Source organism: Sphingobium sp. RS1 (assembly GCF_056156825.1).
Genome location: NZ_JBLZXE010000002.1, coordinates 1037952 through 1052161, shown reverse-complemented (window position 1 = coordinate 1052161; position 14210 = coordinate 1037952). Strand labels below are relative to the sequence as shown.

Annotated in this window: 14 protein-coding genes; 5 read left to right on the top strand and 9 right to left on the bottom strand. The window is 64.0% G+C overall.

Translation table 11 applies throughout. From position 1 onward, the window contains the following. The first annotated feature begins 201 nt into the window (after positions 1–201). Positions 202–1458, top strand: coding sequence for a cytochrome P450 (locus ACNHGR_RS06670; RefSeq protein WP_475284865.1), 1257 nt, complete (start codon positions 202–204; stop codon positions 1456–1458). Between the two features lie 37 nt (positions 1459–1495). Here ACNHGR_RS06670 and ACNHGR_RS06665 read toward each other — a convergent pair whose 3' ends face one another. From ACNHGR_RS06665 to ACNHGR_RS06635, 7 genes are read right to left on the bottom strand one after another with little or no spacing between them, the layout of a single operon-like run. Next, positions 1496–2272, bottom strand: a complete 777-nt coding sequence (locus ACNHGR_RS06665) for an enoyl-CoA hydratase-related protein (RefSeq protein ID WP_475284863.1) — start codon at positions 2270–2272, stop codon at positions 1496–1498. Next, complete coding sequence (locus ACNHGR_RS06660; protein WP_475284861.1) at positions 2269–3270, bottom strand: NAD(P)H-dependent flavin oxidoreductase; 1002 nt, start codon at positions 3268–3270, stop codon at positions 2269–2271. Before ACNHGR_RS06660 ends, ACNHGR_RS06665 begins: the two co-directional genes overlap by 4 nt. Continuing rightward, on the bottom strand, positions 3270–4430 hold the full coding sequence (locus ACNHGR_RS06655; protein ID WP_475284859.1) for an acetyl-CoA C-acetyltransferase: 1161 nt from the start codon (positions 4428–4430) through the stop codon (positions 3270–3272). The genes ACNHGR_RS06660 and ACNHGR_RS06655 overlap by 1 nt, the downstream gene beginning before the upstream one ends. 1 nt (position 4431) lies before the next feature. Beyond that, positions 4432–5229, bottom strand: a complete 798-nt coding sequence (locus ACNHGR_RS06650; protein WP_475284857.1) for an enoyl-CoA hydratase/isomerase family protein — start codon at positions 5227–5229, stop codon at positions 4432–4434. Beyond that, on the bottom strand, positions 5220–6299 hold the full coding sequence (locus ACNHGR_RS06645; protein WP_184265227.1) for a phosphotransferase: 1080 nt from the start codon (positions 6297–6299) through the stop codon (positions 5220–5222). The genes ACNHGR_RS06650 and ACNHGR_RS06645 overlap by 10 nt, the downstream gene beginning before the upstream one ends. Then, positions 6296–7492: an acyl-CoA dehydrogenase family protein gene (locus tag ACNHGR_RS06640; protein WP_475284854.1), complete on the bottom strand. Its 1197-nt coding sequence runs from the start codon at positions 7490–7492 to the stop codon at positions 6296–6298. The genes ACNHGR_RS06645 and ACNHGR_RS06640 overlap by 4 nt, the downstream gene beginning before the upstream one ends. Beyond that, complete coding sequence (locus ACNHGR_RS06635) at positions 7489–8253, bottom strand: SDR family NAD(P)-dependent oxidoreductase (protein ID WP_475284852.1); 765 nt, start codon at positions 8251–8253, stop codon at positions 7489–7491. The genes ACNHGR_RS06640 and ACNHGR_RS06635 overlap by 4 nt, the downstream gene beginning before the upstream one ends. A gap of 103 nt (positions 8254–8356) precedes the next feature. On the opposite strand from ACNHGR_RS06635, the gene ACNHGR_RS06630 reads away from it, so the two are divergent. Beyond that, the gene (locus tag ACNHGR_RS06630) at positions 8357–8974 is read left to right on the top strand and encodes a TetR/AcrR family transcriptional regulator (RefSeq protein ID WP_475284850.1); all 618 of its coding nucleotides are present in this window, start codon (positions 8357–8359) and stop codon (positions 8972–8974) included. A gap of 42 nt (positions 8975–9016) precedes the next feature. Here the strand turns inward: ACNHGR_RS06630 and ACNHGR_RS06625 are convergent, their stop codons facing one another. Then, the gene (locus ACNHGR_RS06625) at positions 9017–10354 is read right to left on the bottom strand and encodes an LLM class flavin-dependent oxidoreductase (protein WP_475284848.1); all 1338 of its coding nucleotides are present in this window, start codon (positions 10352–10354) and stop codon (positions 9017–9019) included. A gap of 99 nt (positions 10355–10453) precedes the next feature. After that, positions 10454–11806, bottom strand: a complete 1353-nt coding sequence (locus tag ACNHGR_RS06620; protein WP_475284846.1) for an FAD/NAD(P)-binding protein — start codon at positions 11804–11806, stop codon at positions 10454–10456. A gap of 99 nt (positions 11807–11905) precedes the next feature. Here ACNHGR_RS06620 and ACNHGR_RS06615 point away from each other — a divergent pair, with 99 nt between their 5' ends. The 3 genes from ACNHGR_RS06615 to ACNHGR_RS06605 are packed head-to-tail and all read left to right on the top strand — an operon-like array spanning position 11906 to position 14210. Then, entirely contained in the window at positions 11906–12043 is a 138-nt protein-coding gene (locus ACNHGR_RS06615) for a hypothetical protein (protein ID WP_184265215.1), read from the top strand. Further along, the gene (locus ACNHGR_RS06610; protein WP_475284844.1) at positions 12033–13016 is read left to right on the top strand and encodes an ABC transporter substrate-binding protein; all 984 of its coding nucleotides are present in this window, start codon (positions 12033–12035) and stop codon (positions 13014–13016) included. Before ACNHGR_RS06615 ends, ACNHGR_RS06610 begins: the two co-directional genes overlap by 11 nt. A gap of 6 nt (positions 13017–13022) precedes the next feature. Beyond that, entirely contained in the window at positions 13023–14210 is a 1188-nt protein-coding gene (locus ACNHGR_RS06605; protein WP_475284842.1) for an acyl-CoA dehydrogenase family protein, read from the top strand.

Below are 14210 nucleotides of genomic sequence, written 5' to 3'. Positions count from 1 at the left end.
TGGCCTATCAAGCTAGGCAGCCCGTCCCTGTCGTCCAATCGCGATTGCCGGTGCATCCATAGCGGCCGGCGATGAATGGCCGACATGCGCAATCCACAGGCCGCCAGGTTGATCGACGCCGTCGATAAATCCGCTACCATCGCCGATTGGACCGGTTCTCCTCCCGCTCTCAGGATCAGGGGCAAGAGAGGAGACACGCCTGTGACGGACGCATTGCCAGAGGATATTGACGACATCATCGTTGATCCGCGCACCTATGGGGACGAACATAGTTATCACCGCGCTTTCGCGGCGTTGCGGCGGTACGATCCTGTCCACTGGGCGGAGCCGCGCGACTATCGCCCTTTCTGGGCGGTGACGCGTCATGCCGACATCATGGCGGTCGAACTGAACGCGAAGAATTTCCTCAACGACCCGCGCCAGTTCCTCGTGTCGAAACAGGATGAGGAAATGCTGCTGGCCCAGTCCGGCAGCCGCAATCTGGCCCGCAATCTGGTGGCGATGGATGATCCCGATCATCGCGCCTATCGCGCCCTGACCGCCGCCTGGTTCGGCGCGAAGAGCGTGCGGGCGCTGGAAGGGGAAATCACGGCGCTGGCGCGGGAGACGGTCGACCGCATGATCGAGAAGGGCGACGCCTGCGACTTCGCCAAGGAGATCGCCGCCTGGTATCCGCTGCGCACGATCATGATCGTGCTCGGCGTCCCGCGCGAGGATGAGCCGCTGATGTTGTCCCTGTCACAGAAATTGTTCGGCAGCACGGATAGCGACACAGGTGGCGGCGATGGCGTCAATTCTATGGTGGAGGCGTTCGACGCCTTCAGCCACTATTTCGACGCAATCACCCAGGATCGCCGCATCAACCCGCGCAACGATGTCGCCACCATCCTTGCCAATGCGACGATCGAGGGTCAGCCGATCGGCGAGAAGGAACGTAACGCCTATTATCTCATCGTCGCGGCGGCCGGCCATGACACGACCAGTTCGGCCATATCCGGCGGCTTGCTGGCGCTGATCCGGAACCCGGGCGAAATGGCCCGCCTACGCGCCAATCCGGACCTGATCGGCAATGCGGTGGAGGAATTCATCCGCTGGACCACCCCGGTGAAGCATTTCTTCCGCACGGCGCTGACCGATTGCGAGGTCGGCGGCAAGACCATTCGCGCCGGGGACTCGCTGATGATGTGCTATCCGTCGGGCAATCGCGACGAAGCCGTGTTCGACGCGCCCTTCGACTTCCGGGTCGAGCGGCCCGACGCCCGCAAGCATATCGCCTTCGGCTACGGTCCGCATCTGTGTCTGGGCAATATGCTGGCGAAGCTGGAAATGCGGATATTGTTCACCGAACTGCTCGCCCGCATCGACGCCATTGAACTGGCGGGCGACCCTGCCTGGGTGGAGGCGAATTTCGTGTCAGGGCTCAAGCGGCTCCCGATCCGCTATGCGGTACGATCCTGAAAGAGGTGGGCGCCCCGTTTCACCGAGGCGCCCTCATTTACCGACCCAACCACTTGGGCGCACGCTTCTCTGCAAAGGCTTTTGGCCCCTCAATGAAGTCCTCCGACGCCAGCAGCGCCTTCATCGTCGGATAGTCCCATTCGCCTTCCATGCCATCCTGCACCGACAGGGTCAGGCCGCGATGCGTCGCCTCCTTGGTCGCACGGATCGACATCGGGCTGCACGCCAGTATCTCGCCCGCCCAGCGCCGCGCCGCCTCCAGCACATCTCCGTCCGTAACCTCGGTTACAAATCCCAGTGCATAGCCTTCCTGCGCGCTGACGCGACGGCCCGTCAGCAACATGCCCATCGCCCGTTGCAGACCGATGATGCGCGGCAAGCGCTGCATCCCGCCGGCAAGGGCAGCAATGCCGACGCGCGGTTCCGGCAAGGCGAACAGCGCATTGTTCGAGGCAATCACGATGTCGCAGGCCAGCGCGATCTCGAAACCGCCCCCCATGGCGACGCCGTTGACGGCGGCGATGACGGGCTTGGTCAGGTCGAAACGGCTGGCCAGACCGCCAAAGCCGGCGGGCGGGGTCGCAAAGCCGCCACCGGATGCCTGCTGCTTCAGGTCATGCCCGGCGCAGAAAGCCTTCTGTCCCGCCCCGGTGATGATAGCGACCCACTGGCTGTCATCGGCCGCATAATCGTTGAACACGTCCTGCAATTCAAGCTGCGCCGCCGCATTCAGTGCGTTGTGCGCTTCCGGGCGATTGATCGTGACGATCGTCAGCGGACCTTCCCGCACAACATCGACATAGCGGTAGGTCATGCGGCTACCTTTCCGGGCTGGGGTTGCAGGAAGCCGGAGAGGCGCCCCGCGATGATCCGCTCGGCGTCCCCGACGATCTGTGTCAGCAGATCCTGACAGGTCGGAATGTCATGGATCAGCCCCTGAACCTGCCCGGCCCAGACAAGGCCTGCGTCCAGATTGCCCGTCTCCAGCGCCTCGCGTCCTTTGGCGCCGGACACGAAAGGCCGGATGTCCTCGAACACCGCCTCTGGCTGTTGGCTGATGGCGACCACCTGATCTGATACGCTGTTCTTCGCGACGCGGCCGGTATTGTGGAAACGGCGGAAGATCAGGTTGGTGGCGCGCTCGTCATTGGCGACGATGAACTGTTTCACAGCCTCATGGATTGGCGCTTCGACCGTCGCGCAGAAGCGGGTGCCCATGTTGATCCCCTCGGCCCCCAGCGCCAGCGCGGCCGCAAGGCCTCGTCCATCGCCGAAACCGCCGCTCGCCAGCATCGGCACTTTCACCTTGTCCGCCGCAGCGGGGATCAGGATCAGGCCGGGAATATCATCTTCACCCGGATGGCCGGCGCATTCGAAGCCGTCGATGGAGATGACATCCACGCCCATCCGTTCCGCCGACAGCGCATGGCGGACGGCGGTGCATTTGTGCAGCACGGTGATGCCATGGCTCTTGAAGTCCTCGACATGCTCCTGCGGCTTGTGCCCGGCCGTCTCGACGATCCGCACACCGCTGTCGATGATCGCCCTGCGATAGTCCGCATAAGGCGGCGGCGTCACCGACGGCAATATGGTCAGGTTCACGCCGAACGGCTTGTCGGTCATGGACCGGCACCGGTCGATCTCCCGGCGCAGATCGTCGGGCGTCGGCTGGGTCAGCGCAGTCAATATGCCAAGGCCCCCGGCGTTGGAAACGGCAGCAGCCAGTTCCGCCCTGCCGACCCACATCATGCCGCCCTGCACGATCGGATGCTCGATCCCCAGCAACTCGGTAATGCGTGTGCTGATCGCCATTACAGCGCCTCAACAATGGTGACATTGGCGATGCCGCCGCCTTCACACACGGTTTGCAGGCCATAGCGCTGGCCGCGCGCGCGCAGCTCATGTACCAGCGTCGCCATCAGCTTCGTACCGGTTGCGCCCAGCGGATGACCGAGCGCGATCGCCCCGCCATTGACGTTCAGCTTGTCGGGATCGGCACCCAGCGCCTGAAGCCAGGCCATCGGCACCGGCGCAAAGGCTTCGTTTACCTCATACAGGTCGATGTCGCCAATTGTCAGGCCGGCCCGCCCCAGCGCCTTGCGCGTGGCGAAGATCGGTTCTTCCAACATGATGACCGGATCGCCCGCCGTCACCGTCATGTTCACGATCCGCGCGATCGGGGTGAGATTATGGGCCTTGAGCGCGCGCTCGTTGACCACCAGCACGGCCGAAGCGCCATCACAAATCTGGCTGGCATTGGCGGCTGACAAAACGCCGCCTTCCTTCAGCAGCTTGACCGATCCGATCCCTTCCAGCGTGACGTCGGCGCGGATGCCCTCATCCGTCACATGCAGACCATTTTCGGTTTCCAGCGGCACGATCTGCGAGGCAAAGCGCTTGGCCTGCGTCGCGGCGGCGGCACGCTGATGGCTTTGCAGCGCGTACCGGTCCAGCGCGTCCCGATCAAAGCCATATTTGACCGCGATCATCTCCGCCCCTTCGAACTGGCTGAAATTCTCGACGCCGAACCGCTGCTTGATGCGGTCGCTAAATGGTCCCACACCCACGCCTTCGCGCTGATGATAGCTGATGTTGGAAAACATCGGCACGCGCGTCATGCTCTCCGAACCGGCGGCGATGACGACATCCTGCGTACCGGACATCACCGCCTGTGCCGCAAATTGCAGTGCCTGCTGAGACGATCCGCACTGGCGGTCGACGGTGACGGCCGGCACGCTTTGCGGCAGGCGGGACGCCAGCACGGCGTTGCGGGCAAAGGCGAAACCCTGTTCGCCCGCCTGCGTCACGCAGCCAAGGATTACATCCTCGATCGCGGCTGGATCGATCCCGCTGCGGTCGAGCAGAGCGTTCAGCACCTCGCCGCCCATGTCGGCCGGGTGCCATCCCGCGAGCGCGCCATTGCGGCGTCCGCCTGCGGTTCTGACGGCATCAACGATATAGGCTTGCGTCATGTTATGCATCTCCTGAAAAGTCTGGCTTGCGGCGGCCAAGGAAGGCGGCGACGCCTTCGCGACATTCACCGCTGCCGCCCGCCGCCGCGATGCTGCGCGTCTCGCGCTCCAGTTGGGCTTCCAGCGGACTGCTGGAACTTTCGAGCAGCAGCGCGCGGGCGCCGGCAATCGCGCCGGTCGGTCCGTCGGCCAGCATCCGGGCGGTCTTCGCCACTTCCGCGGCAAAATCCTCGTCGGCCACGGTGCGCGTGACCATGCCGATCGCAGCGGCTTCGTCGGCCGTGACCTTGCGGTTGGTCAGGATAATCTCCTGCGCCCGGCGCAGCCCGATATGGCGCGGCAACAGCCAGGACATGCCGCCATCGGGCGTCAGGCCGACGCTGCCATAGGCGGCAATGAAATGCGCCGATTGTGCGGCAATCACCACGTCGCCGGATATGGCGAGGCTGAGGCCCGCACCCGCGGCCGGGCCATTGACCGCCACCAGCAGCGGCTTTTGCATCCGCATCAAGCGGCTCATCGCCATATGCAGCGTGCCCGCCAGCCGGCTGAGAAAGGCCGGCACCTGATCGCCCGCCGCGTCAAAGGCGGAAATGTCGCCGCCACCGCAGAACAGCTTGCCATTGCCGGTCAATATGACGCAGCGAATAGCCGGGTCGCCATCACACAGTATCGCAGCGTCCAGCAGGGCGTCGGCCAGCGCCTGATTGACGGTGTTGCCCGCAGCGGGGCGGTTCAGCGTCAGGGTGGCAATGGCGCCGTCGATCGCGACGGTAACGGGCATATCGCTCATGCGCATTTCTTCATCGATTGGCGGGCCAGTGCGGACAGGCGGGGCAGGGCCTTGGCTCGTTCCCGCGCATGGGCGGAGGCCGCCGTGCCCCGGATCACGCGGCCCTTGATGCCGTGGAAGATCGCCGCCAGCCGGAAATAGTTGAAGGCGATGTAGAAATCCCAGTTGGGAATGCCGCTCCGCCCGGTTCGCGCGCAATAGGCGGCGACATAGTCCGCCTCGCTCGGAATATTCAGCGCGCCGATATCCACGCCGCCCAGCCCCGCCACGATATCGGGCGGCATCTGATACATCATCGCATGATAGGCGAAATCGGCGAGTGGATGCCCCAGCGTCGACAATTCCCAGTCCAGTACCGCCAGCACGCGCGGCTCGGTCGGGTGGAAGATGATGTTGTCGCAGCGGAAATCGCCGTGGACGATGCTGCTTTCCTCGCCTGCCGGGATATTCTCCGGCAGCCAGGCGATCAGCGCGTCCATGTCCGGATCGCGCCCGGCGTCCTCATCCTCCAGATATTGGCGCGACCAGCGACCGATCTGCCGCGCGAAATAATTGCCCGGCTTCCCATAATCTTCCAGTCCGATCGCCGCATAATCAATGCCATGCAACTGGGCGATCGTCGCATTCATCGCGTCGAAATAGGCGGGGCGTTCGGTGTTGGAGACGGTCGGGAAAGTCGCGTCCCAGAAGATGCGCCCCTCCACCATGTCCATAACATAGAACCAGCTGCCGATGACGCTTTCGTCGGTGCATAGGCCAAAGACCCGCGCTACCGGAAAGCCCACGCCGCCCAGCGCGCTCAGCACCCGCGCCTCGCGATCGACCGCATGCGCGCCCTTCAGGGTATCGCCCGGCGGCTTGCGGCGCAGCACATAGTTGCAGCCGGGCGTCACCAGCTTGTAGGTCGGGTTGGACTGCCCGCCCTTGAACTGCTCGACGATCAGCGGCCCCCGATAGCCCTCGACATGATCCGCCATCCACCGCGCCAGCGCTGCCTCATCAAAGCGATAGGCATCGCGCACCGCCGTGGTGCCCGCATTGGCATCGTCGCCCAAAGCGCCCATGCCTGCGCTCATGCCGCCTGCTCCTGTGCTTTCTTCCAGTCGCGTTTGATCTTCTTGGCCAGGCTCCATTTATGGACCTCGGTCGGGCCGTCATAGATGCGAAAGGCGCGGATTTCCCGGAACACCTGTTCTACGATCGTGTTGCTGGTCACGCCGGTGCCGCCCATCACCTGCACGCAGCGATCGGCGACCCGCATCAGCGCTTCGGACACCGCGACCTTCGCCATGGAGCTTTCCGTCGTGCCCAACGATCCTGTGTCCAATACGCCGGCGCACCAGTCGATCATCAATTCGGCCTGTTTCAGGTCGATGAGATTGTCCGCCAACATGAAGCCGACGCCCTCATGGTCGATCATCGCCTTGCCAAAGCCCATGCGGCGATTGGCATAGTCGGTCGCGATCTCGTTGGCGCGAGTACAGGCGCCCAGCCAGCGCATGCAGTGCGACAGCCGCGCCGGGCTGAGCCGCACCTGCGCATATTGAAAGCCTTCGCCCGAATGGCCGAGCATCTGGTCCGCGGGCACGCGCAGATTGTCGATGGTCAGTACGGCATGGCCGCCGGGCATCGAACTGTCGATCGTGTTGGGAACATGGTCGATGCGGATTGCCGGATTGGGCAGGTCGACCAGGAACATGCAAGCGCCATCCGCGGACTTCGCCATGACGATGCCGATCCCGGCCCCCTGCGCACCGGTGATGAACGCCTTGCGCCCGTTGATGACCCAATGATTGCCGTCCTGCACGCAGGTCGTCCGCATCATCGACGGGTCGGACCCGGCGCCGCCCTCCGCCGCCGGCTCGGTCATGAAGAAAGCCGACCGGGCACGTCCCTCCACCAGCGGCTTCAGGAAGCGCTCCTTGATATCCGCACTGCCGACTTTGCCCAGCAGATACATATTGCCCTCGTCGGGCGCAGCGGTGTTGCAGGCCAGCGGGCCGAGCGGCGACAGGCCTGTCTTCGCCAGCACGATCGCGGTTTCGCGCTGGGTCAGGTGGCTGCCATCGCTCAGGATATGGGGCGTCAGCACACCGGCGGCGCGCGCCTTCTCCTTCAATTCGTGGACCAGCGCTTCGCTGGGACAATCATGATGGTCCCTGCGCGGATCATGTTCATAAGGGGCGACGATATCGCGGACGAAAGCTTCCACCTTCGCGGCGATGGCGGCAGTGCGTTCCGCACCTGCCCCATTTTGGGCGCCGCTCATTTCGACGCCATCCGGATCGCGCCGTCCAGCCGGATTACCTCACCATTCAGCATCGGGTTGGCGATAATCTGTTCGACCATCAGCGCAAATTCGTCCGGCTGGCCAAGGCGCGTGGGGAAGGGCACCTGTTTGCCCAGCGAATCCTGCGCTTCCTGCGGCAATGTAGCGAGCAGCGGCGTCATGAAGATGCCCGGCGCGATCGTCATGACGCGAATGCCATAGCGCGCAAATTCGCGGGCGATGGGCAGGGTCATGCCGACGATCCCGGCCTTGGACGCGCTATAGGCGGCCTGCCCGATCTGCCCGTCAAAGGCGGCGACGCTGGCGGTGTTGATGATGACACCCCGTTCCTCGACGCCGACCGTATCGGCATCAAAGATGCGTGCGGCGAATTTGGACAGAACATTGAAGCTGCCGACCAGATTGACCGTCAATATCTTCGAAAAATCGGCCAGGGGGAGGGCCTGACCATCCCGGTTGATGACCTTGGCCGGCGGGCCGATACCCGCGCAATTGGCCAATATCCGCGCCTTGCCGTTCAGCGCTTCCGCTTCCTCGATCGCCTGCGCCACGCCGGTTTCGTCGGTGACATCGACCTGCACGAAGCGCGCACCGATCGCATTGGCATGAGCCGTGCCCAACTCAGCGTTCAGGTCGAAAATCGTTACCTTGGCGCCGGCCTTGGCCAGTCGTGCCGCCGTGGCGCCGCCCAGGCCCGACGCCCCGCCGGTCACGATTGCACCCACTCCGTCCATGTCCATCCGCAATCCTCTTCTCGCTTCGATCGAATCAAGAAACTTATTCGATTAATTTGCACTCATGAGTGTATTGCGCTTCCATGGGTTTCCTGTCAATGGTCGGGCCATGCAGAATTCACCCTTTAGAAATGCGGCGCAGCGAGAAGCGGACAGGGCGGCAAAGCGCGAAGCCGTGTTGCGTGCAGCCGTGCGGATGTTCAACGAACGAGGCTTTTTCCAGACATCGCTGGATGATGTCGCCGCCAGCCTCGGCATATCGAAGCGCACTATTTATCATTATCTGGCGAACAAGGATCAGGTGCTGCTGGAGTGCGTCACCATCGGTCTGGAGCAATTGCTCGAGGCCGCCGATGAGGCACGGTCCGAGCCGGGCAGCGGCCGCGACCGGCTGGTCAAATTCCTGCGTCGATATGTCGAAATCAACATGGACGATTTCGGCATCTGCGTGACGCGCACCGGGGAAGAGGCGTTGTCGCGCGAGAGCCTGCCGCGCTATCGCGGGCTCAAGAAGAAGATCGACGTCGCCATGCGTCAGATATTGACCGAAGCGGTGGAGGACGGCTCGATCGCCCCGATTGACGTCAAGATAACGGCCTTCACGCTCGCCGGGGCACTCAACTGGCCGGCGCGTTGGTATGACACCAAGGGTGAACTGACGCCAACGGAGATATCCGCGGCGATGGTGAAGGTGCTGATGGGCGGGCTGGACCCGCGGCTCAACTGACAGGGGAAAGGCCGGCGATCGAAAGCGCCGGCCTCTTGTTGCTTACGCCGCGCTCTTTGCCGATCGCGCCGCGGTATGGCGATTGTCCGGCACTGGCAGGCCCAGATGCTCGCGGAAGGTCGTGCCCTCATAGTCGGTGCGGAACAGGCCGCGCGCCTGAAGGATCGGGATCACCTTGTCCACGAAAAGGTCCAGTTGTCCCGGCAGCGGCTCGAACACAACAAACCCGTCCGCTGCGCCGCTCTCGAACCAGTCCTGCAACCGGTCGGCGACCGTCTCGGCCGACCCGACGAAAGCGCCACGCGGCGTCGCCAGCCGCTCGGCAATCTGGCGTAGCGTCAAATTCTCCGTCCGTACCTCCGCCAATATGCGCAACGTGCCGCTCTGCTGGCTGTTGAGGCCGATATGCTCGACGTCGGGGAAGGGTGCGTCCAGATCATATTGGCGGAAATCATGGTCATTGAAGGTGCGCGACAGATAGCCGAGGCCGGTGTCGATCGACTCCAGCGCCGCCAGTTCATGATAGCGCGCCTCGGCTTCCTCGTCCGTGTCGCCCACGATCGGCGCGATGCCCGGCAGGATGAAAAGTTGGTCGGCATCGCGGCCAAAGCCCTTTGCCCGGGCCTTGACGTCGGAATAATAGGCCTGCCCATCCTCCTGCGTGGCGGCATGGGTGAAGATCACTTCCGCGCGCTTCGCGGCAAAGGCGCGGCCGTCATCCGAAGCGCCTGCCTGAAAGATGACCGGCTGGCCCTGCGGCGTGCGCTTGATGTTCAGCGGCCCACGCACCTGAAAAAATTCGCCCTTATGATCCAGCCGGTGCAGCTTGTCAGGATCGATGAACTGGCCGCTTTCCTTGTCGGCGACATGGGCGTCCTTTTCCCAACTGTCCCACAGGCCCTGCACCACATCCAGATATTCGCCGGCGATGCGGTATCGCACCGCATGGGCGGGATGTTCGGCCTTGCTGAAATTGGCGGCGGTGTCGCCCAGCCACGATGTCACGACATTCCATCCCGCGCGCCCGCCGCTCAGATGATCGAGCGAGGCGAATTGACGCGCGACGTTGAAGGGTTCGGAATAGCTGACCGTCAGCGTGGCGACCAGGCCGATGCGCGACGTGGTGGCCGCAAGTGCGGACAGGATCGTGATCGGCTCGAAGCGATTGAGATAATGCGGGCTGGACTTTTCGTTGATCGAGAGGCTGTCGGCCACGAACAGGAAGTCGAACTTGCCGCGTTCGGCCGTAGCGGCCTGCCTCTGATACTGGGACAGACTGGTGCTGGCATTGCTGTCCCGATCCGGGTGTCGCCAGTCATTCCAGGTGCGCCCCACGCCATGCAGGATGAAGCCGAGCTTGATATGCCGCTGTTGGGCCATGGAGCGTCCTTTCCATGAAGAGTTGAAGGTCATGGAATAGGCGCGCGCATTTTCACGAACCAACGCGGACTGTTCGATCATTTATGATTTGGACAAATATTAAAGCCCTTCGGCTTCCACCCAATGCGCGCTGGTCAGTTCGCGCGCCAGCGTCCAGACCTGTCGCCGGATATCGGGCACAGCGACGATTTCCCAATGCGCGCCGCGCGTCATGGGGCCGACGATATGGAGCCGGGCCTGTGCATCGCCATGAAATGCGATGGCGCGGCACTGGCGGTCGACGTCGATGCCGATTGCCAGCGGGTCGGGTCTGATATCGCCTCGATCAAACAGGTTACGGAGCAGCGGATCGCTCACCCGCCGCAGGTCACCCAACGGCCCGGTGCAATTGACCACGCGCGCTACCTTCAATGTCTCGCTTGCAGCAGCCCCTCGCGCTCGCAAACCGATCAGCAGTCCATCAGCATCCGGCGTCGCCGTCGCCACCTTCGCGGCCCGCACATCCAGCCGACCCTGCGCACGCAGCCCATCCAGTCTTTCCGCCACAGCGGGTGCGATGCGGTGGCGATGCACATCCCAATAGGGCCGCAAATGGCGCAGGAATCGGCTGCGCTCGCTGGCGCTGGCGGCGCGCCACATGTCAGGGGTGAAGGGGCGCAACTCGTCCACCGCATTGCGCCAGCCAATCTCTGCCGCCCTATCTCTTACCGATCGGACAAGAGCGGAAGCGGGAGCAGCCGGACGCTCCCGTCGCGCGGCGTAGGGCGGGGCAGGGGCATGCGCCTGCGGAGCAAGGCCACGGCGGGACAGGGCGATGATCCGTCCCTTGTAGCCCGCACTGTCCAGGCTCAGCGCGCAATCCACGGCGGTCAGGCCGCTCCCCAGCAACAGCAGCACATCATCCGCCTCAAGACCGGCGGCAATGTCTGCCGCCCAGGGATCGTTGATATAGACGGGACGGTCCAGCCCGACAAAGGCGGGCAGATCATGTGGCGGCAGATTGCCCGGCGCGATCACGGCGGCGTCCGCTTCCAGCACGTCGCCGGATCGCAACGCAACGAAGGCGCCATCATCGCGCAAGACCAGATCGACGGCCTCATCACTGACAACTGCAAAGCGGTCGCCGGCCGCGGCCCGCGTCTCGTCCAGCATCGCGCACAGATAGGTGCCATAGGCGCGTCGGGTCGCAAAGCTGCCTTCCTGGCCTAGCCCCTGCTCCGCCAGCCAAAGTGCGAAATGACCGGGCTGGTCGGGCAGCGCGCTCATATTGGCGGCACGGACATTGAGGATATGGTCGGCCTGCGCCGCGCCATAGGCAAGGCCACGGCCCAGCCGATCGGGCCGGCGCTCCACCAGCGTTACCCGTACATCGCCATGGCGCAGCAGGTTGATCGCCAGCAGCACGCCGCTGAATCCGCCCCCGATAATGGCGACATGGTCGACCTTCAGCATGAATCAAGCATTTCTAATGGGTCCGCCAGCATTGCTTGTGGGACTTATCTCTACTGATAAAATAGATAAAGTCCATCTGCCTCCGAAGAAAGGACGATCATGACCCTGTTGCGTTCTCTGGCCCGGCGATGGGCGCGCCTGCGCGAGGCCGCCCGCCGGGAATTCCTGCGCGACCCCGATGTCGTCCTGTTCGAACGGCGGGTAGAGGCAGCGGGCGATGGCGTGCATGGCCGTTGATCCGCTGTCCCGCCGTGCTTTTATCGGCACGGCCTCCTGCCTGATCCTGACCGGATGCAGCGCGGCTACGGGCGGGCGCCCGAAATTGCGCGTCTCCATCACCGGCAAGGGGGAGGGGGATACGCGGCTGCTGTTCAAGGCGGCCGGTATCGTGCCCGAGGGTTTTGACCTTGCCTATAGCGAGTTCCAGTCCGGTCATCTGGTGGTAGAGGCGCTGAACGGCGGCTCGCTCGACTATGGCGGGATGAGCGAGATTCCGCCCATCTTCGCGGCCGCCTCCACCATCCAGAGCTTCCGCCAGATCGCCGTCGCCCATGGCGACGTCAACAATCAGGTCGTGTTGCTGCCCAAGGGTTCGAAGGCGAAGAGCATCGCCGATTTGAAAGGCAAGCGCGTCGGCTATGTCCGTGCCACCACATCCCAATATTTCCTCATCCGCATGCTGGAGGAGGTCGGCCTCGGCTGGGACGACATCACGCCCGTGGCGATGGGTGTGTCGGACGGCGCGGCGGCTTTCTCCCAGGGCGCGCTCGACGCCTGGGCAATCTATGGCTTCCCGATCCAGCGCGCCATTGCGACGGAAGGCGCGCGCATCCTCAGGACGGCCTATGGCATATTGTCGGGCAATTATCTGGTGTCCGCCCATGTCGATGCACTGGCCGACCCCGAAAAGGCAAAGCTGATCGGCGACTATCTGGCACTTGTGCAGAAAGCCTATGGCTGGGCAGCATCGCATCAGGATCAATGGGCGGCCGTCATCGCGCAGGATATCGGCGTGCCCCGCGACTATGTGCTCGATCAGTTCAGGCGCAAGAGCGCCAGCTATGAACTGCGCCCTGTGACGGACGCGGCAATCGCCTCGCAGCAACAGGTCGCGGATCTTTTCTATCGGCAGAAGCTGTTGCCCAAGGCGGTCGATGTGCGCCCGCTCTGGGACGCGCGCTTCAACCCTGTCCTTCCCAAAAGAGGCTGACCCATCATGGCCACACAGGCACTTCAGCAGGACGAAGCGTCGTTCCAGCCAGCCGGCCCCATCAGCGCAGACCAGTTGGATCGGCTGACGCGGCGCCTTGCCGAAACGGCGGAGCATTATGATCGCAGCGGCGAATTTCCCCGCGCCGGTTTCGATTATCTGGCGAGCGAAGGGCTGATCGGCCTGACCGTCCCGCGCGACCTCGGCGGCCGTGGCGCCGGCCTGGTCGAGGCGATCCGGGTGCTGGGCGCCGTGGCGAAGGGCGATCCCTCGACCGCGCTGATCCTCTTCATGACCTATCATTACCACGCCACGCCGACCCGCGCGCGCACCTGGCCGCAAGCGATCTTCGCGCGACTGGCGCGCGATGCCGTCGCCGGTCGAGGCCTGATCGGCGGCCTGCGGGTGGAGCCGGAACTGGGCACGCCCGTTCGTGGCGGCCTGCCCGCGACGATCGCGCGGCGCACCGCTGACGGCTGGGCGCTCACCGGCACGAAAATCTATTCCACCGGCTCGACCGGGCTCGACTGGTTCTCGGTCTGGGCGAAGACGGACGAGTCGGAGCCGCGCGTCGGCAACTTCCTGGTGCGCGCCGACAGCGCCGGCATCGATATCGAACCCGCATGGGACCATCTGGGCATGCGCGCGACGGTCAGCCATGCGGTGCATTTCACAGATACGCCAATCCCGCTCGATCATGCGGTCGATATTCGTCCGCCCGAGCAATGGGCGGCGGGCGCAGGTGACCCCGGCCTCGCCATCTGGAACGCGCTGGCCATCTCGACCATCTATGACGGCGTTGCGCGGGCGGCACGCGACTGGCTGCGCGGCTATCTCAACGATCGCGTGCCCACCAACCTGGGCGCCTCGCTTGCTACCCTGCCGCGCGTGCAGGAAAAATTCGGCGAGATAGAGGCGTTGCTGCAGGTCAACCGCACGCTGATCCGCGATGCTGCCGCCCGCCATGAAGCCGGCGATCGGCTAAGCGCCGTGGAAGTCAACAATATCAAATATCTTGCCACCGCCAACGCCATCCGCGCGGTGGAGATCGGCCTCGAACTCACCGGCAATCCCGGCATCAGCCGGAAGAATCCGCTCGAACGCCATTATCGCGACGTGCTGTGCAGCCGCATCCACTCGCCCCAGACCGACACCATATTGATCGCCGCCGGCCGGGCGGCGCTTGGGAACTGA